Below are 16,767 nucleotides of genomic sequence, written 5' to 3' on the forward strand. Positions count from 1 at the left end.
GCCACCGCTTTTCGCGCAGAGAACGGAGGTCACGATGCTTGCGGAAGTCAGAACTTCCGGCGACATCCACAGCACGCGCGTCCTGTCCCTGGATGCGACCGGGCGCATCCTCGACTGGATGAGCTGGCAGGACGCGGCGTGCCTCTACGTACGCGGCGCCGTCGCCTGGACCCTCGGCGAACCGTGCCTGACGATCCACGGCGGTTACAACCAGCGCACCGGCGAACAGAGCGTGCTCGACCTGCACCCGATCGTCGCCAGCACCGGCCACGTGCGCCCGCACGCGATCGACCCGGCGCCCGCGCTCACCAATGCCGCGCTGTTCGCGCGCGACCGCATGCTGTGCCTCTATTGCGGCGGGCACTTCAGCCGCGGCGAACTCACGCGTGACCACGTGCAGCCGGTCTCCAAGGGCGGCCGCGACACCTGGGTCAATGTCGTCACCGCATGCTGGGCGTGCAACGTGAAGAAGGGCAACCGCACGCCGCAGCAGGCGGGCATGCCCCTGCTCGCCGTGCCGTACCGGCCGAGCTGGGTGGAACACCTGATCCTGTCCAACCGCAACATCCTCGCCGACCAGATGGAATTCCTGGTCAACCACCTGCCACGCAACCGCCGTCCACAGTAGCCGTGGCGAACGAAACCGCCGCGCGCTGGGCGCGCCTGCGCCTGCTCGCGCGCATCGGCCGGCATCCTTCGGCAATCCTCCTGCTCGCGCAGCTCCTTGCGCTGCTCGCCTATCCGTTTTCCGAGGGGACGCCGGGCGGCGCCGCCTGGTTCGGAGCGTTCGGCGCCGTCGTGCTGCTGCTGGCGATGCGCATGGTCCACCGCACCGCGGGCCATGCGCGCTTCGTCATCGCGCTCGTGCTCGCCGTGCCCGCGGTCGCTTCGAACCTCCTCGCGACGGCGGGCGGTGTGGCCTGGCTCGCGCCGTGGTCGGCCGTGCTCGAAGCGCTGTTCTACTTCCATGCGGCCGCCTGCCTCGTCGCCTACATGCTCGCCGACCGGCGCGCGACGAGTGACGAACTGTTCGCCGCGGGCGCCACATTCACCCTGCTCGCCTGGGCATTCGCGCACGTGTTCAGCGCCTGCCAGGCGCTGCAGCCGGGCTGCTTCGGCAGCACGCCCGCCGGGCTGGCGACGCGCAGCTGGACCGAGCTGCTGTTCTTCAGCTTCGTGCTGCTGTCGAGCACCGGCATCGGCGACGTCGTGCCGCTGACGCCGCACGCGCGCGCACTGGCGAGCCTGGAGATCTTCGTCGGCGTGATGTACCTCGCCCTGGTCGTATCGCGCCTGATCGGACTGACGGTGCTGTCGCGCACGGAACGCTGAGCGGAACGCGGCGCTATCATTGCGGGCTTCCCTTGCCTGCCGCTGTCCGACATGACCGAGCCGAACCCGCATCCGCCGCGCATCGAGGCGCTGGCGAGCACCGACGCCCTGCCCGTCGCGCCGTCGCTCGGCGCCAGCCTCGATGCCGCGCGCATGCCGCGCCGCTCCACCCTCGTCGACCGGCGCGTCGTCGTCGTGAGCCTGATCGCGGGCGTGATCGCGGCCGCCGCGGCGGTGATCGCCCAGGTATTGACCGCCCTGATCGGCCTCGTCACGAACCTCGCGTTCCACGGACGCTGGTCGACCGCGTTCAGCTCACCGGCCGGGCACCACCTCGGCGCATGGGTCATCGTGGTGCCGGCCATTGGCGGCCTCGTCGTCGGCGTGATGGCGCGCTGGGGTTCGCGCGCGATCCGCGGCCACGGCATCCCCGAGGCGATGGAGCAGGTGCTGCTCAACGAATCGAAGATCCCGCCGCGCATCACGTTCCTGAAGCCGCTGTCATCGGCGGTCGCGATCGGCACCGGCGGGCCGTTCGGCGCCGAGGGCCCGATCATCGCGACCGGCGGCGCGCTCGGATCGTTGTTCGGCCAGCTGCTGCGCGTGACCGCGATCGAGCGCAAGACCCTGCTCGCGGCCGGTGCCGCGGCGGGCATGGCCGCGGTGTTCGGTTCGCCGCTGTCGGCGATCATCCTCGCGGTCGAGCTGCTGCTGTTCGAACTGAAACCGCGTTCGCTCATCCCCGTCGCCCTCGCGACCGTGGTCGCGACCGGCGTGCGGCACGTGCTGGTCGGCTCCGCGCCGGTGTTCCCGATGCCGCCGCTGGCCGAACCCGGCGGCGTCGCGCTCGCGTTCTACGTCGCGCTCGGCGCACTGGTCGGCCTCGTCAGCGTCGGCACGACGCGCATCGTCTACGGCATCGAGGACCTGTTCGAAAAGCTGCCCGTGCACTGGATGTGGTGGCCGGCGATCGGCGGCCTCGCCGTCGGCCTGATCGGCTGGTACGCGCCGCTCACGCTCGGCGTGGGCTATACCAACATCGAGGACATCGTCGCCGGCCGGCTCGGCGTCGCGGTGCTCGCCTCGCTGTGCGTGATGAAGTTCCTGTCGTGGTCGATCGCGCTCGGCAGCGGCACCTCGGGCGGCACGCTCGCGCCGCTGTTCACGATCGGCGGCGCGCTCGGCGCGGTCGCCGGCATCGCGATCGCCTCGCTCGCGCCGCAGTTCGGCATCGACCCGCGCATCGCCGGACTCGTCGGCATGGCGGCGATCTTCGCCGGCGCCTCGCGCGCCCTGCTCGCCTCGATCGTGTTCGCCTTCGAAACGACGCGCCAGCCGGTCGGCCTGTTGCCGTTGATCGGCGGCTGCACCGCCGCCTACCTGATTTCGGCGCTGCTCATGCGCAACACGATCATGACCGAGAAGATCGCCCGCCGCGGCGTGCGCGTGCCGAGCGAGTACGCGGCGGATTTCCTCGAGCAGGTGACCGCCGGCAAGGCCTGCACGCGCGACGTCGTCCCGCTGCGCGCCGACGACCGCCTCGGCGACGTTCGCCACTGGCTCAATTCGGGCAAGCCGGAAGCCCAGCACCAGGGCTATCCGGTTCTCGATGGCGAGGGCCGCGTGCTCGGCGTGCTGACCCGGCGCGACCTGCTCGACATGCGCCTGCCGGACATGCACCGCGTCGGCGACATGGTCCGCCGCGTGCCCATCGTCGTGCGCGAGGACCACTCGCTGCGCGAGGCCGCCGACCACATGGTCGCCGAGAACGTCGGGCGCGTGATCGTGGTGGCGACGCAGGCGCCGCACGGGATGGTCGGCATCCTCACGCGCGGCGACCTGCTCGCCGCCCATGCGCGACGCCTGCGCGAAGCGTCCGAAACCGCCCGACACATCCGCATCGGGCGGCGCCGCGCGCGCTGATTGCGATCAGTGCTCGGCGATGGTCGAAGTCGGACTGCCGTCGGTGGCGTTGCCGATGATGCGGTTGTTGCCGAAGGAGCTGACGACGCCTCCCGTGCCGAACGACACGCCGACCGTGTTGTTGGTGATCGTGGATTGCCCCATGAAGTTCCTCAATCCGCGCCCGCCGCGGCGCGGCGGTGCCATCCATCGCCCTGGGCAGGACGTGCAATCGCGCTGCGCCGATCCCGCGGCGCAATGGCCCGATTCGGCACGTTCTTGCCGTGAAATCGCCGGTAGCCGACAATATCATGCTTGCACATTGGCGTTCCCATGATCGACCCGCAGCGCTATCCCCGCCTCGCCCGCATCGACACCCCGGCGGACCTGCGCACCTTCCCGGAATCCGAACTCGGCGAGGTTGCGCGCGAGCTGCGCGCCTACCTGATCGAATCGGTGGCGACCTCGGGCGGCCATTTCGGCGCCAACCTCGGCGTGATCGAGCTCACCGTCGCCCTGCACTGGCTGTACGACACGCCGGTCGACCGCCTCGTCTGGGACGTCGGCCACCAGGGCTATCCGCACAAGATCCTCACCGGCCGCCGCGACCGCATCACCACGGTCAAGAAGAAGGACGGCGTCGCGCCGTTTCCCAGGCGTGACGAGAGCGAGTACGACACGTTCGGCGTCGGCCATTCGTCGACGTCGATCTCGGCCGCGCTCGGCATGGCGATCGCGGCGCAGCGCAAGGGCGATGCGCGCAAGGTCGTCGCGGTGATCGGCGACGGCGCGATGACCGCGGGCATGGCGTTCGAGGCACTCAACCACGGCGGCGACGTCGAACCCGACCTGCTGGTGATCCTCAACGACAACCAGATGTCGATCAGCGAGAACGTCGGCGCGCTGACCAAGATGCTCGCGCGCCTGATGGCCAGCCACACGCTCAACAACATCCGCGAGCGCGGCAAGCAGATGATGAAGCGCGGCGGCTTCCTCTGGCGCTTCGCCAAGCGCTGGGAAGAACACGCCAAGGGCATGTTCGTGCCGTCGACGCTGTTCGAGGAATTCGGTTTCCACTACACCGGCCCGATCGACGGCCACGACCTGCCGCAGCTCGTCTCGACCCTGCGCACGCTCAGGGGCCTCAAGGGGCCGCAACTGCTGCACGTGATCACGACCAAGGGCAAGGGCTACGCGCCGGCCGAACGCGAGCAGATCGAGTACCACGCAGTCGGCCCGTTCGACCCGCAGGCGGGCGTCGTCAAGAAGGGCGGCACGTCCAAGCCGACCTACACCGAGATCTTCGGCGACTGGCTGTGCGACATGGCCGCCGCGGACGAGCGCCTGTACGGGATCACGCCGGCGATGCGCGAAGGCTCGGGCCTCGTGCGCTTCTCGAAGGAATTCCCGCAGCGCTACTTCGACGTCGGCATCGCCGAGCAACACGCGGTCACCCTCGCCGCCGGCATGGCCTGCGAGGGCGCCAAGCCGGTCGTCGCGATCTATTCGACGTTCCTGCAGCGCGCGTACGACCAGCTCATCCACGACGTCGCGCTGCAGGACCTCGACGTGCTGTTCGCGATCGACCGCGCCGGCCTCGTCGGCCCCGACGGCGCGACGCACGCGGGCAGCTTCGACCTCTCCTACCTGCGTTGCATCCCGAACATGGTGGTGATGGCGCCGGCGGACGAGGACGAGTGCCGGCGCATGCTCACGACCGGTTTCCTGCACCGGGGCCCAGCCGCCGTGCGCTACCCGCGCGGCACCGGCACGGGTGTGGCGATCTCGAAGGAGCTGCTGCCGCTGCCGGTCGGCAAGGCGGACGTGCGCCGGCACGGCCGCGGCATCGCGATGCTCGCCTTCGGCGCGATGGTCGCGCCGTGCGCGAAGGTCGCTGACGCGCTCGACGCGACGCTCGTCAACATGCGTTTCGTCAAGCCGCTCGACGAGGCGCTGCTGGTGGAGCTTGCACGCTCGCACGCCGCGTTCGTCACGATCGAGGACAACGCGATCATGGGCGGCGCCGGCAGCGCGGTCGCCGAAGCGCTCGCCGCGCACGGCATCGCGCTGCCCGTCCTGCACCTTGGCCTGTCCGACCGCTTCCTCGAGCACGCCAGCCGCGAGGAACTGCTCGCCAGCGACGGCCTCGACGCCGCCGGCATCGAAGCCTCGATCCGCCGCCGCTTCCCCGACCTCGCCCTCGCCCTGCCGCTGCGCAGCGCGGGCTGAGGCCGTTCGCGCGCCCGCGCGGACGTGAAGCCGTGCGAATCAGGGCCAAGCAAAGCCAAAGCCAGAACCTGAAACACGAAGGATTCGTGTCCTTCGTGCTTCAGGCTTTTGCCGCGCTGCCTACGAAGCGGCGTAGCCGCCGGGGACGCCCTTGGTCGCGATTGCGACGGCGTCGTGCGGGTGCAGGCTTTCGTAGTGTTCGGCGCGCAGCCAGAAGTCGGCGATGCGTTCGTCGGCGGCGAGCACGCCGCGGATGCGGCGCGCGGCGTCCTCGCAGAACATGAGGTTCTGGCCGTTGGCGAGCGCGAAGGCCTGTTCGTCCTCGCGCTTGACCGCGGTCTGCACCGGCGTCTGCAGCGCGCGTTCGACCCGGTCGATGAGGTCCTCGACCGGCAACTCGAAGCCCGGGGCGAGGCGCAGGCGCAGGGTCGCGGCGCTGCGCTGGCTGTGCGGCGTCGCGACGATGCCGTCGGCGCGACCGAGCCAGGCGAGCACCGCGTCGCGCTGAAGCGGCCCGTGTCCGTCGAAGTCGGCGGCGAAACGGTCCTGGATGAGCTGGCGTGCGAGCGCCGCCGAGGCCGGGCACGTGCTCGAATACTGCACCTCGAGGCCGAGCTCGAGCATGAACTCGCCACCGTGGAGTGACGCCCGCAGCTCGACCGGGTACGCGCGCCAGCCGCTGTGCGCGCTCGCGAGCGCGGCACGACGCGCGAGATGGTCGTAGCGCACGCGCACCCAGGCGCGATCCGCAAGAGCCGCGTGCGAGTCGAGGAAGTCGCGCAGCAGGCGACGCAAGCTCGCCGGCGTCAGCGGCTCCGCCGAAAGATGGCGATCGAGGTGCAGGTACAGCCGCGACATGTGGATGCCGCGCGCGTCCTCGCGCGCGAGGTTCACGAATGCGTCGACGCGCGCGCTGACGCGCTGCGCGTGGCCGTCGGCACCGAGCAGCAGCACGGGCATTTCGATGCGCTGCATGCCGACGCCATCGAGCGCGCCGGCGTGGCCGGCCTGCGCTTCACTGGCGATGTCGGGCAGCAGGCGCTGCGGGCTCGTCGGTGCGGACATGCGGGATTCCTGCGGGCGATGCGCGTCACACATGGTGGCCACGCAGCGCGGGTTCAACAGTTTAGCGCAGGCCGGCGGCACGACGGCCGCCCGGGCTGCCTAGGCGCGCACGAAGCGGCGCCCGCCGCGCCAGGCGGCCCACGACGCACGCAGCGGCAACCGCGTCATCGCCGCCTGCAGCGTGGCGAGCGGATCGCCGGCCCGCGCGGCCGACTGCAGGCGCCAGCGGTCGGCACTCGCCCCGGCCGCCGCGAGTGGTCCACCCCCTGCCGCGTCGAGCATCGCGAACCGCGCGCGCAGGATTTCCAGCCAGTCGCGCAACGCGGCGGACTGGGCGGGCGAGGCCTGGGCGAGATCGCCGCGCGCGAGCCGGTGGCGCGCGAGCAGTTCGAGCGGCAGCGGCAGGCGCCCGTCGCGCAGCGCATCGGCGAGCACCGCGGCCTCGCGCACCGCGCGACCGCAGGCGCGCACGCGCGCGATCGTGGCCGCATCGAGGGGCGTGAACAGGGTCGCCTCGAGGATGGCGAGCGGCTGGTACAGCGCGGCGTAGCCGTCGAGCAGCGCGGACGCATCCGCCGCAGGTTCGGGGTCGCGTTGTGCGAATGCACCGACGACGACCGCCTGCCATTGCGCGAGCGGTACCGCGGCGCCGCCCGGCAATGCGGCGAGCGCGCGGGTGAGCGGATGGCGCGCGCCGCCCTCGCGCATGCGCGCGAATTCCTCCGCCCACCATTGCAGCTTGAGCGCGGCCGGTTGTGCCTCGCGGATGCCGAATGCGGCGTGCTCGATCTCGTAGCCGATGCACGAGAACGCCGCATATGCGGGCCGCAGCGGCGCCGGTACGAACGGCAGCGCGAGCTGGAACTCCGGATGCGCGTCGGCCCACTTCGCCTCGAAGCTCGCGAGCGGCACGTCGTGCATGGTGTCGTCCATCAGCCGATGCCGAGTGCGTCCAGCAGGCCGAGCGGCCGATCGACGACGAGGTCGGCGCCCCATGCATGCGGGTCACCACCGTCGAGGTAACCCCACGCGGCGGCGACGGTGCGCGTGCCCGCCGCGCGTCCGGCGAGCACGTCGCGCAGGTCGTCGCCGATCATCACCGCGGACGCCGGGTCGATGCCGGCCTGCCCGCAGGCGAACAGCACGGGCGCCGGGTCGGGTTTGCGCACGGGCAGGCAATCGCCGGTGACGAGCGCGGCCGCGCCGCGATGGAACTGCATCTGCTCGAGCATCGGCCGCGCGAGCCAGCCCGGCTTGTTGGTGACGATGCCCCACGTGATGCCGCGCGACTCGAGCCGGTCGAGGACCTCGGCCATGCCGTCGTAGAGGCGCGTATGCACGGTCATCGCGACCGAGTAAATGTCGAGGAACCGCGGCAGCCACTGGTCGATCATCGCGTCGTCGGCGCCGGGCAGACCCTGGCGCAGCATTGCGCGACCGCCGGCGGAGACGACGCGGCGCACCGCCTGCGCGTCGGGTGGCGGCGCGCCGAGTTCGGCGCACAGCGCCTCGACCGCGGCGACGAGGTCGGGGGCGGAGTCGACGAGCGTGCCGTCGAGGTCGAAGAACAGCGCGCCGGGTACCACGACGCTCACGCGGGCTTGATCGCGCAGGCGAGGTAGTTCACCGCGACGTTCGCTGTCAGCCATGCACGGCGCGTGAGCGGGTTGTAGGCGAGCCCCGAAAGATCCTCGAGCACGAGGCCGCTGGCGCGCAACTCGCCGGCAATCTCGCTCGGTTTCAGGAATTGCCCGTACCGGTGCGTGCCGCGCGGCAGCAGGTGCAACAGGTATTCCGCGCCGAGGATCGCCGCGCCGAACGCGAACGGCGTGCGGTTGAGCGTGGAAAGGAACAACCTGCCGCCCGGCTCGAGCAGCGTCGCGCAGGCGCGGATCACGCTGGCCGGGTCGGGCACGTGCTCGAGCATCTCCATGCAGGTGACGACGTCGAACGCGCCGGGTTTCTCCGCCGCGAGTTCCTCCACGGCGATCTCGCGGTAATCCACCCGCACGCCGCTCTCGTGCAGGTGCAGGCGCGCGACGTCGAGCACGGCCGGCGCGAGGTCGATCGCGGTGACGTTCGCGCCCTCGCGCGCGAGCGCCTCGCTGAGCAGGCCGCCGCCACAGCCGACGTCGAGCGCGCGCGCGCCGCGCAGCGCGACGCGCTCGGCGACGTAGGCGAGGCGCACGGGATTGAGGTCGTGCAACGGTCGCGATTCGCCGTCGGGATCCCACCAGCGCGCGGCGAGGCGGTCGAACTTCGCGGTTTCGCCGCGATCGACGTTGGTCTCAGGGTTCATCGCAGACCCACTCGGTTCGGAAATCGTCGAGGCGCGGCGCGCAGATCCAGTGTCGCCGATCGGGCGTCGCATAGCCGCCCTGCAGCGTCCGGGACGAGCGACGCAGCGGCGAACTTCGCCCGGCGGAACTCGCCACTCATGGCCCGACTGCCCGTCGGCGCGCAGGTCGCCCGCTCCAGCCGCGCACCGCGCAGGTACGCGGCCTGGTTGCCGGTGCGCGCGTCGGGATACTGCATGCCCATTCAGCCGGCCAGCCGCTCGCGCCAGCGGCGCGCCTTCTCGCGGATCTCGCCGAGGTCCATGTCGGCCAGCACGCGATCGCGCAGCTTGCGCACGCCGGCGATCCAGGCGTCGCTGACCTGCTGGCGCCCGGTCGCGTAGACGAGTTGCGAGACGACGTTGTAGAGCGGCTGCGTCTCGATGTCGTCGAGGCGCACCGCGGCGAGGTCGGCCTGCTTGCCGGCCTCGATGCTGCCGATGCGCTCGCCCCAGCCGAGCGCGAGCGCACCGCCGAGCGTCGCCGCGCGCAACGCGCTGGCAGCGTCGAGCGCACTCGCGTTCTCGGCGACCGCCTTGGCGAGCAGCGCGGCGGTGCGCATCTCGCCGAACATGTCGAGGTCGTTGTTGCTCGCGCAGCCGTCGGTACCGATCGCGACCTTGACGCCGGCGCGACGCAGCTTCTCGGCCGGGCAGAAGCCCGATGCGAGCTTGAGGTTCGATTCCGGGCAGTGCACGACCGCGACGCCTGCGTCGGCGCACGCGGCGATCTCCGCGTCGGTGAGCTGGGTCATGTGCACGGCGATGAGGTGGTCGTTGACGATGCCGAGCGCCTGCATGCGCGCGAACGGGCGCGCGCCGCGCTCGCGCTTGGCCTCGTCGACCTCGTAGGCGGTCTCGTGCAGGTGCAGGTGCACCGGCACGTCGAGCTGGTCGGACAGCACGCGGATGCGTTCGAAGCTCTCGTCCGACACCGTGTACGGCGCATGCGGGGCGAAGCTCGTGCCGAGCAAGGGTTCGCCGCGGAACTCGTCGTGCACGGCGAGGCCGCGGTCGAAGTACTCGTCGCGCGTCGCCGCCCACGCGCTCGGGAATTCGATGATCGGCAGGCCCACCATCGCGCGGAAGCCGAGCCGGCGGTAGGTTGCGGCCTGCACGTCCGGGAAGAAATAGTTCTCGTTGCAGCAGGTGGTGCCGCCGCGCAGCATCTCGGCGACCGCGAGCTCGATGCCGTCGCGCACGAACTCCGGCCCGATCGCCTTCGCCTCGGCCGGCCAGATGTGCTCCTGCAGCCAGCGCATCAGCGGCAGGTCGTCGGCGAGCCCGCGCATCAGCGTCATCGGGTTGTGCGCGTGCGCGTTGACGAGGCCGGGGATCAGCGCGTGCTCGTCGAGTACGACGCGTTCGCGCGGCGCGTAATGCGCGTGCGCGTCGGCGATCGGCAGCAGCGCGAGGATGCGGTCCCCATCGACCGCGACCGCGTGGTGCTCGAGCACGACGCCGTGTGGCTGGACCGGGACGACCCAGCGGGCTTCGATGAGGAGGTCGATGGCTTGCATAAGGCTGAGGGCCGAGGGCCTAGGGCTGAAAAGCGACACCAAGCATAAGCGAACCTTGCTGCTCGGCTCTCAGCCCCCTGCCCCCGGTCCCCGCTTCATTTGACGCGCGACATGTACTCGCCGGTGCGCGTGTCGACCTTGATCTTCTCGCCCTGGCCGACGAACAGCGGCACGCGCACGACCGCGCCGGTTTCGAGCGTGGCCGGCTTGCCGCCGCCGCCCGAGGTGTCGCCGCGCACGCCCGGGTCGGTCTCGGTGATCTCGAGCTCGACGAACACCGGCGGCGTCACCGTCAGCGGCGCACCGTTCCACAGCGTGACGATGCAGACCTCGTTGCCCTTGAGCCACTTCGCCGCATCGGCGACCGCGTTCTTGTCGGCTGCGATCTGCTCGTGCGTGTCCGGATGCATGAAGTGCCAGAACTCGCCGTCGGCGTAGAGGAACTCCATGTCGGTATCCATCACGTCGGCGGCTTCGACCGAGTCGGTCGACTTCATGGTCATTTCGACGGTACGGCCGGTCTTGAGGTTGCGGTACTTCACGCGCGTGAACGCCTGACCCTTGCCCGGCTTCACGTACTCGGTGTCGACGATCGTGCACGGATAGCCATCGACGATGATCTTCTGGCCGTTCTTGACGTCGTTCATGCCATAGCTGGCCATGGTCACTCCTGCTGGATGGTGTCGGGGCGCCGGACCGGCGAACGCGGGGCCGTGCGGCCCTGGCGCGGTCGTCGGGGGAGGCGTTCGGCGAAACCGGCTACAATGGCCGGTTCCTGCGACCGAACGCTTCGGACGTATCCGCCCATGATACCTGCTAACCGGCTCCCGGCGCAGCCCGTGCGCTGGCAGCAGCTCTGGCGCGAGGCCATCACCGACCCGCGCGAGCTGCTCGCCGTGCTCGGCCTGTCCGGGCACGCGGGCGAACTGCTGCCTGCGATCGACACCGACTTCGCCCTGCGCGTGCCGCGCGGCTTCGTCGCGCGCATGCGTCATGGCGATCCCGCCGACCCGCTGCTGCGCCAGGTGCTGCCGCAGGCCGCGGAACTCGGCGACGTGCCGGGCTTCACGCGCGACGCGGTCGGCGACCTCGCCGCGCGCAGTGCGAACGGCGTGCTGCACAAGTACGAGGGTCGCGCCCTGCTCGTCGCCACCGGCTCGTGCGCGGTGCACTGCCGCTACTGCTTCCGCCGCCACTTCCCCTACGCCGATGAAACGGCGGCGGCGAACCGCTGGGGCGAGGCCGTCGAGCACCTGCGCGGGGATGCGTCGATCCACGAGGTGATCCTGTCGGGGGGCGATCCGCTGTCGCTTTCCACCGCCAAGCTCGCCGAACTCGGCGATGCCCTCGCGGCGATCCCGCACGTGCGGCGCCTGCGCATCCATACACGCCTGCCGATCGTGCTACCCGAGCGCGTCGACGCCGAATTCCACGATTGGTTCGCGGCCCTGCCCCTGCAGCGCGTGGTCGTGCTGCACGCCAACCATCCGGCCGAATTCGATGCGGCGGTCGATGCCGCGTGCCTGCACCTGCGCGACGCGGGCGCGACCGTGCTCAACCAGGCCGTGCTGTTGCGCGGCGTCAACGACGATGCCGACGCGCTCGCCGGCCTGTCCGAGCGCGCGTTCGCAGCCGGCGTGCTGCCCTACTACCTCCACCAGCTCGACCGGGTGACCGGTGCCGCGCATTTCGAGGTCCCCGACGGGCGTGCGCTGGCCCTCGTCGAGGCACTGCGCCGGCGCCTGCCGGGCTACCTCGTCCCGCGCCTCGTGCGCGAAATCGCCGGAGAGCCGTCCAAGACCCCGTTGTAAGCCTCGTGCAAGCAAGGCGAACGGGCCATGGAAATGAACTGCCGAATCCGGTAAATAACACCCAGCCGTCCGTGGGCTCGCACCTCCGGAACTCCGTCGCAACGCGTGCCCCTGGCGCGGAGCCGGCAGGCCCCACCACCGCCGCACCCGATCCGCCGCCCCGATGACCCGATCCGACAACATCATCAAGCTTCTGCTCGTCGACGACTCGGTCGACGACGCCGAACAGACCATCAGCATCCTGCGCAACGGCGGCATTGCCGTGCGGCCCGCGCGCGCCAGCAACGAGGCCGAACTCGAAGCCGCGCTCGAACAGCAGACTCCCGACCTCATCATCGCCGACCTCGCCTGCAAGGACCTGCCGCTGCAGCGCGTGCACGAGCTGGCCGAGCGCGGCGGACGCGACATCACGCTGATCGCCTGCGGGCGCGGCGTGACCGAAGCGGCGATCGTCAAGGCGTTCCGCGAAGGCGCGCGCGCGATGATGCTGCGCGACTCGCACGAGCACGTGCAGATGATCGTCCGCCGCGAGTTCGAGGCGCTGACGATGCGCCGCGGCGTGCGCCGCCTGGAGGCATCGCTGCGCGAATCGGAACGACGCTGCGAGGCGCTGCTCGATTCCTCGCGCGACCCGATCGCGTTCGTGCACGAAGGCATGCACGTGCGCGCCAACAAGGCCTACCTCGAGATGTTCGGCTTCGACGATTTCGAGGACGTCGAGGGCATGTCGATCCTCGACATGATCGCGCCGCAGGACGCCGACGATTTCAAGTCGCTGCTGAAGCGCCTCTCCAAGGGCGAGAAGCCGCCGCAGCGCCTCAACCTCAAGGCGCAGCGCTCGGACGGGTCGACCTTCGACGCGACGATGGAATTCACCGAGGCGAGCTACGAGGGCGAGCCCTGCCAGCAGATCACGTTCCGCCTGCAGACGGTGGATCCGAACCTGACGCAGGAACTCGAGGCGATGCGCCAGAAGGACCTCGTCACCGACCTGTACAACCGCCAGTACCTCATGACGCAGCTCGAGGAGGCGGTCGCGAGGGCCGCCAACGGCAAGACCGACCAGGCGCTGCTGCTGCTCGAGCCGGACAACTTCAAGCACGTGCTCGACACGGTCGGGCTCGGCAATGCCGACGTGCTGCTCGGCGACATGGCGACGATGCTGCGCCGGCACGCGGGCGAGGACCTCGTCGCCGGGCGCGTTTCGGAGCACACGTTCGGGCTGCTGCTGCCCTCGCACGACGCCGAGGCGACGCGCAAGCTCGGCGAGAAACTGCGCAATGCATTCGGCGAGAAGATCTTCGAAGTCGGCAAGCAGTCGATCAGCCTCACGGTCAGCATCGGCGGTGCCCTGCTTGGCGAGAAGAACGCGAACGCGGCGACCGTGCTGAACAGCGCGACGACCGCGCTACGCTCGTCGCAGAACGAGGGCGGCAACCGCATCAACGTGATCGACCCGTCCGAGCAGGACAAGGCCGCGGTCGAGAGCACGCGCCGCTGGCTCGAGGCGATCGACCACGCGCTCGCGCACAACGGCTTCGTCCTCTACTACCAGCCGATCATCAGCCTGCACGGCGCCGAGGGCGACTACTACGAGATCCTGCTGCGCATGGCCGGGCCGAAGGGCGAGATCCCGCCGGCGCAGTTCCTGCCGATCGCCGAGCGCAACGGCCGCATGCCGGCGATCGACCGCTGGGTCATCGCCAATGCGATCCGCGCGATCGCCGAACGCGAACGCGCCGGCCACAAGACGACGTTCTTCGTGAAGCTCACGCCGCAGTCGCTCGAGGACCAGACCCTGCTGCCATGGGTCGCGCAGCAGCTCAAGACCGCGCGCCAGCGCGGCGACTCGCTCGTGTTCGAGATGCCCGAAAGCAAGGTCGTGACGAGCCTCAAGCCGGCGCGCGCGTTCGCCAAGGGGCTCGAGCAGATCCACTGCGGCTTCGCGCTCGAGCAGTTCGGCTCGGGGCTCAATTCCTTCCAGCTGCTCAAGCACATCCCGGTCAACTACCTGAAGATCGATCGCAACTTCATGGCCGAGCTGCCCAAGCACAAGGAGAACCAGGAAAAGATCAAGGAGATCTGCGACCAGGCGCACCATGCAGGCAAGCTCACGGTGGCCGAGTTCGTCGAGGACGCGGCGAGCATGTCGATCCTGTTCAGCTGCGGCGTCAATTTCGTGCAGGGCAACTTCCTGCAGGAGCCGGAGAAGATCCTCAGCCACGCTGCGGCGTGAGGGCTGGGCCGAGCGCTGAGGCCCGAGGGCTGGCGGCATCACGGCTGTTGCCGCTGCCTGGAAGCGACGAAAAAGGCCCGGATTCCGGGCCTTTTTCATTTCCGCAATCGATCCCGGGCCTACTGCCTGGCCAGATGCCGTGGCCTATATGAGCCCACCCTGCGGGCGACCGAGGCGTCGCGATGAAAACGGGGTGCATCGCCTGCAGGCGCCCATCCCGTGGGCGACCGCACCGTCGCAATACACCGGGGCGCGACGGACGCGCCCGGGGTGCGCTCCTGCAACCCCGGCGTCGCGTCCAAGCCGTTCGCGCGCCGATCAGGCCGCGGCGCGCAGCGCCGCGACGCGCTCGGCGATCGGCGGATGGCTCATGAACAGGCGCGCGATGCCGCCTTCGCCCGAAATGCCGAACGCCTGGATCGCCTTCGGCAAGGTACTCTCGCCATGGTTCGCGTCGAGGCGCTCGAGTGCGGAGATCATCGCGGCACGACCGGCGAGCCGGGCGCCGCCCGCATCCGCGCGGAACTCGCGCCAGCGCGAAAACGCCATCACGATCAGGGACGCGAGCAGGCCGAGCACGAGCTGCAGCACCATGACGATCGCGAAATAGGCGAGGCCGCCACCGCCGCCGTCGCGGTTGCCGCTGATCGCGCGGTCGACGAGCGTGCCGATCACGCGCGCGAGGAAGATCACGAAGGTATTGAGCACGCCCTGCAGCAGCGCCATCGTCACCATATCGCCGTTGGCGACGTGGGTGATCTCGTGGCCGAGCACGGCATCGACCTGCTGGCGATCCATGTTCCTGAGCAATCCGGTGCTGACCGCGACGAGCGAGCTGTTCTTCGACATGCCGGTCGCGAACGCATTCATCTCGGGGCCGTCGTAGATCGCGACTTCCGGCATGCCGATGCCCGCCTTGTCCGCATGCGCCCGCACGGCGGCGAGCAGCCACTGCTCCTCGGCGTTGCGCGGCTGCGTGATCACCTGCGCGCCGACCGACATCTTGGCCATCCACTTCGACATCGCGAGCGAGATGAAGGAGCCGCCCATGCCCATGACCGCCGCCATGACCAGCAGGCCCGACAGGTTGAGGCCACCACGGCGATAGGCATAGACGTCCAGCCCGGTCAGCTTCACGACGATGGTCAACAGTGCCATCACCGCCAGGTTGGTCAGGACAAACAGTACGATGCGCAGCATGGCCTTCCTCGATGTCGTCTACGAACGGATGTCGCGCCGGCGCCGCCAGGCGCGCGTCGCGTGGGTGCCCTCGCGGGCGGCACGCCGTGGTGCCGCGAAAACCTCGAAGCCCTCCGGGCTACCCAGATGGGGGCGACCGCCGCGTTTGGAAGCCTATCGGGTTCGCGTCGCGGAGGGGAGTGTGCGTTGGACCGCGGAATGCGCGGCGGGTTCGCCGTGACGTCCCCGCGCGGGCGCTTCGCGCCGTCGCCGACCGGCCGCCTGCACTTCGGCTCGCTCGTCGCCGCGCTCGGCAGCTGGCTGTTCGCGCGCTCGGCGGGCGCGACATGGATCGTGCGCATGGAAGACATCGATCGCGGGCGCGAGGTGCCCGGCGCCGCCGAAGCGATCCTCGCCACGCTCGCTGCGTTCGGCCTGGCCAGCGATGAACCGGTGGTGCGGCAGAGCGCGCGCACGCCGCTCTACGCCGCCGCGCTCGCGCGACTCGAACGCGACGGCCACGCGTACCGCTGCTGGTGCAGCCGCAGCGAGCTCGAACCGTTCGACGGCATTCACCCGCCGGCCTGCGTGGCACCCGTGCGCGATCGCCCACCGGCCTGGCGGCTGCGCGTCGGTTCCGCGACGGTCGGATTCACCGATCGCGTGCTGGGCGCTCAGGAGCAGGATCTCCGGCGCGACGTCGGCGACTTCGTGGTCTGGCGCGCGGACGGCGCGTGTGCGTACCAGCTCGCGGTCGTCGTCGACGATGCGGCGCAAGGCATCGGCGAGGTCGTGCGCGGCGCCGACCTGCTCGACTCGACGCCACGGCAGATCCTGCTGCAGCGCCTGCTCGGCTTGCCGCAGCCCGCCTACGCGCACCTGCCGCTCGCGCTTGGGCCCGACGGTCGCAAGCTGAGCAAGCACGAGGCCGCGCTCGCGGTCGATGCGCGCGACCCGCTGCCTGCGCTCGGCGCGGCGCTGCGCTTCCTCGGCCAGCCCGCGCCGACAGAACGCAATGTGCACATGTTATTGTCGCGGGCTGCGCGCGAGTTCGACCCGGCGCGGATCCCGCGCACGGCGGGCATGCCGCCTGCGTTTGCGGCAGCGCGCAATGCAACCTCGCGAGGCTGAGGCACAATCGCGGCAGGCGCCGAGCGC

General features: G+C 70.4%; 16 protein-coding genes. 7 read left to right on the forward strand and 9 right to left on the reverse strand.

Going from position 1 to position 16,767, the window contains the following annotated elements:
• The first annotated feature begins 34 nt into the window (after positions 1-34).
• The 3 genes from EV148_RS05045 to EV148_RS05055 are packed head-to-tail and all read left to right on the forward strand — an operon-like array spanning position 35 to position 3,255.
• Positions 35-628, forward strand: a complete 594-nt coding sequence (locus EV148_RS05045; protein WP_131994483.1) for an HNH endonuclease — start codon at positions 35-37, stop codon at positions 626-628.
• Between the two features lie 2 nt (positions 629-630).
• Complete coding sequence (locus EV148_RS05050; protein WP_241987983.1) at positions 631-1,332, forward strand: potassium channel family protein; 702 nt, start codon at positions 631-633, stop codon at positions 1,330-1,332.
• A 51-nt stretch (positions 1,333-1,383) separates the two neighbouring features.
• Positions 1,384-3,255 (forward strand): chloride channel protein, encoded by a 1,872-nt coding sequence (locus tag EV148_RS05055; protein ID WP_241987984.1) that lies wholly within the window; start codon positions 1,384-1,386, stop codon positions 3,253-3,255.
• 6 nt (positions 3,256-3,261) lie between these two features.
• On the opposite strand, the gene EV148_RS18390 is transcribed toward EV148_RS05055, so the two are convergent.
• Positions 3,262-3,399: a hypothetical protein gene (locus EV148_RS18390; protein WP_158287330.1), complete on the reverse strand. Its 138-nt coding sequence runs from the start codon at positions 3,397-3,399 to the stop codon at positions 3,262-3,264.
• A gap of 168 nt (positions 3,400-3,567) precedes the next feature.
• Here EV148_RS18390 and dxs point away from each other — a divergent pair, with 168 nt between their 5' ends.
• Positions 3,568-5,463, forward strand: a complete 1,896-nt coding sequence (gene dxs / locus EV148_RS05060; RefSeq protein ID WP_131994486.1) for a 1-deoxy-D-xylulose-5-phosphate synthase — start codon at positions 3,568-3,570, stop codon at positions 5,461-5,463.
• A 120-nt stretch (positions 5,464-5,583) separates the two neighbouring features.
• Here dxs and folE2 read toward each other — a convergent pair whose 3' ends face one another.
• From folE2 to efp, 7 genes are all read right to left on the reverse strand, one after another.
• Positions 5,584-6,528 (reverse strand): GTP cyclohydrolase FolE2, encoded by a 945-nt coding sequence (gene folE2 / locus EV148_RS05065; RefSeq protein ID WP_131994489.1) that lies wholly within the window; start codon positions 6,526-6,528, stop codon positions 5,584-5,586.
• A gap of 99 nt (positions 6,529-6,627) precedes the next feature.
• On the reverse strand, positions 6,628-7,461 hold the full coding sequence (locus EV148_RS05070; RefSeq protein WP_158287331.1) for a squalene/phytoene synthase family protein: 834 nt from the start codon (positions 7,459-7,461) through the stop codon (positions 6,628-6,630).
• Positions 7,461-8,123: an HAD family hydrolase gene (locus tag EV148_RS05075; RefSeq protein ID WP_241987985.1), complete on the reverse strand. Its 663-nt coding sequence runs from the start codon at positions 8,121-8,123 to the stop codon at positions 7,461-7,463. The genes EV148_RS05070 and EV148_RS05075 overlap by 1 nt, the downstream gene beginning before the upstream one ends.
• Positions 8,120-8,827: a bifunctional 2-polyprenyl-6-hydroxyphenol methylase/3-demethylubiquinol 3-O-methyltransferase UbiG gene (ubiG, locus tag EV148_RS05080; protein ID WP_131994499.1), complete on the reverse strand. Its 708-nt coding sequence runs from the start codon at positions 8,825-8,827 to the stop codon at positions 8,120-8,122. Before ubiG ends, EV148_RS05075 begins: the two co-directional genes overlap by 4 nt.
• A complete protein-coding gene (locus tag EV148_RS05085; protein ID WP_131994501.1) occupies positions 8,824-9,063 on the reverse strand; it encodes a hypothetical protein in 240 nt (79 codons plus the stop codon). The genes ubiG and EV148_RS05085 overlap by 4 nt, the downstream gene beginning before the upstream one ends.
• Positions 9,064-9,069: 6 nt before the next feature.
• Positions 9,070-10,383: a TRZ/ATZ family hydrolase gene (locus EV148_RS05090; RefSeq protein WP_131994504.1), complete on the reverse strand. Its 1,314-nt coding sequence runs from the start codon at positions 10,381-10,383 to the stop codon at positions 9,070-9,072.
• Positions 10,384-10,478: 95 nt separating this feature from the next.
• The gene (efp, locus tag EV148_RS05095) at positions 10,479-11,045 is read right to left on the reverse strand and encodes an elongation factor P (RefSeq protein WP_131994507.1); all 567 of its coding nucleotides are present in this window, start codon (positions 11,043-11,045) and stop codon (positions 10,479-10,481) included.
• A 102-nt stretch (positions 11,046-11,147) separates the two neighbouring features.
• Here efp and epmB point away from each other — a divergent pair, with 102 nt between their 5' ends.
• The gene (gene epmB, locus EV148_RS05100) at positions 11,148-12,194 is read left to right on the forward strand and encodes an EF-P beta-lysylation protein EpmB (RefSeq protein ID WP_425479840.1); all 1,047 of its coding nucleotides are present in this window, start codon (positions 11,148-11,150) and stop codon (positions 12,192-12,194) included.
• A 163-nt stretch (positions 12,195-12,357) separates the two neighbouring features.
• Entirely contained in the window at positions 12,358-14,430 is a 2,073-nt protein-coding gene (locus EV148_RS05105; protein ID WP_131994513.1) for an EAL domain-containing response regulator, read from the forward strand.
• Positions 14,431-14,748: 318 nt separating this feature from the next.
• Here EV148_RS05105 and htpX read toward each other — a convergent pair whose 3' ends face one another.
• Entirely contained in the window at positions 14,749-15,630 is an 882-nt protein-coding gene (gene htpX / locus EV148_RS05110) for a protease HtpX (RefSeq protein ID WP_131994516.1), read from the reverse strand.
• Positions 15,631-15,846: 216 nt separating this feature from the next.
• Between htpX and gluQRS the strand changes: the two genes are divergently transcribed.
• On the forward strand, positions 15,847-16,740 hold the full coding sequence (gene gluQRS, locus EV148_RS05115; RefSeq protein ID WP_241987986.1) for a tRNA glutamyl-Q(34) synthetase GluQRS: 894 nt from the start codon (positions 15,847-15,849) through the stop codon (positions 16,738-16,740).
• Positions 16,741-16,767 lie beyond the last annotated feature (27 nt).

Source organism: Dokdonella fugitiva, from assembly GCF_004342425.1.
Lineage (GTDB): Bacteria > Pseudomonadota > Gammaproteobacteria > Xanthomonadales > Rhodanobacteraceae > Dokdonella_A > Dokdonella_A fugitiva.

Excerpts from the sequence above, each read along its gene's own strand:
- epmB (WP_425479840.1), top strand. The coding sequence starts at position 11,148 with ATGGCCGGTTCCTGCGACCGAACGCTTCGGACGTATCCGCCCATGATA.
- EV148_RS05105 (WP_131994513.1), top strand. The coding sequence starts at position 12,358 with ATGACCCGATCCGACAACATCATCAAGCTTCTGCTCGTCGACGACTCG.
- ubiG (WP_131994499.1), bottom strand. The coding sequence starts at position 8,827 with ATGAACCCTGAGACCAACGTCGATCGCGGCGAAACCGCGAAGTTCGAC.
- EV148_RS18390 (WP_158287330.1), bottom strand. The coding sequence starts at position 3,399 with ATGGGGCAATCCACGATCACCAACAACACGGTCGGCGTGTCGTTCGGC.
- EV148_RS05090 (WP_131994504.1), bottom strand. The coding sequence starts at position 10,383 with ATGCAAGCCATCGACCTCCTCATCGAAGCCCGCTGGGTCGTCCCGGTC.
- EV148_RS05085 (WP_131994501.1), bottom strand. The coding sequence starts at position 9,063 with ATGCAGTATCCCGACGCGCGCACCGGCAACCAGGCCGCGTACCTGCGC.
- EV148_RS05045 (WP_131994483.1), top strand. The coding sequence starts at position 35 with ATGCTTGCGGAAGTCAGAACTTCCGGCGACATCCACAGCACGCGCGTC.
- dxs (WP_131994486.1), top strand. The coding sequence starts at position 3,568 with ATGATCGACCCGCAGCGCTATCCCCGCCTCGCCCGCATCGACACCCCG.
- folE2 (WP_131994489.1), bottom strand. The coding sequence starts at position 6,528 with ATGTCCGCACCGACGAGCCCGCAGCGCCTGCTGCCCGACATCGCCAGT.
- EV148_RS05055 (WP_241987984.1), top strand. The coding sequence starts at position 1,384 with ATGACCGAGCCGAACCCGCATCCGCCGCGCATCGAGGCGCTGGCGAGC.
- EV148_RS05070 (WP_158287331.1), bottom strand. The coding sequence starts at position 7,461 with ATGGACGACACCATGCACGACGTGCCGCTCGCGAGCTTCGAGGCGAAG.
- htpX (WP_131994516.1), bottom strand. The coding sequence starts at position 15,630 with ATGCTGCGCATCGTACTGTTTGTCCTGACCAACCTGGCGGTGATGGCA.
- efp (WP_131994507.1), bottom strand. The coding sequence starts at position 11,045 with ATGGCCAGCTATGGCATGAACGACGTCAAGAACGGCCAGAAGATCATC.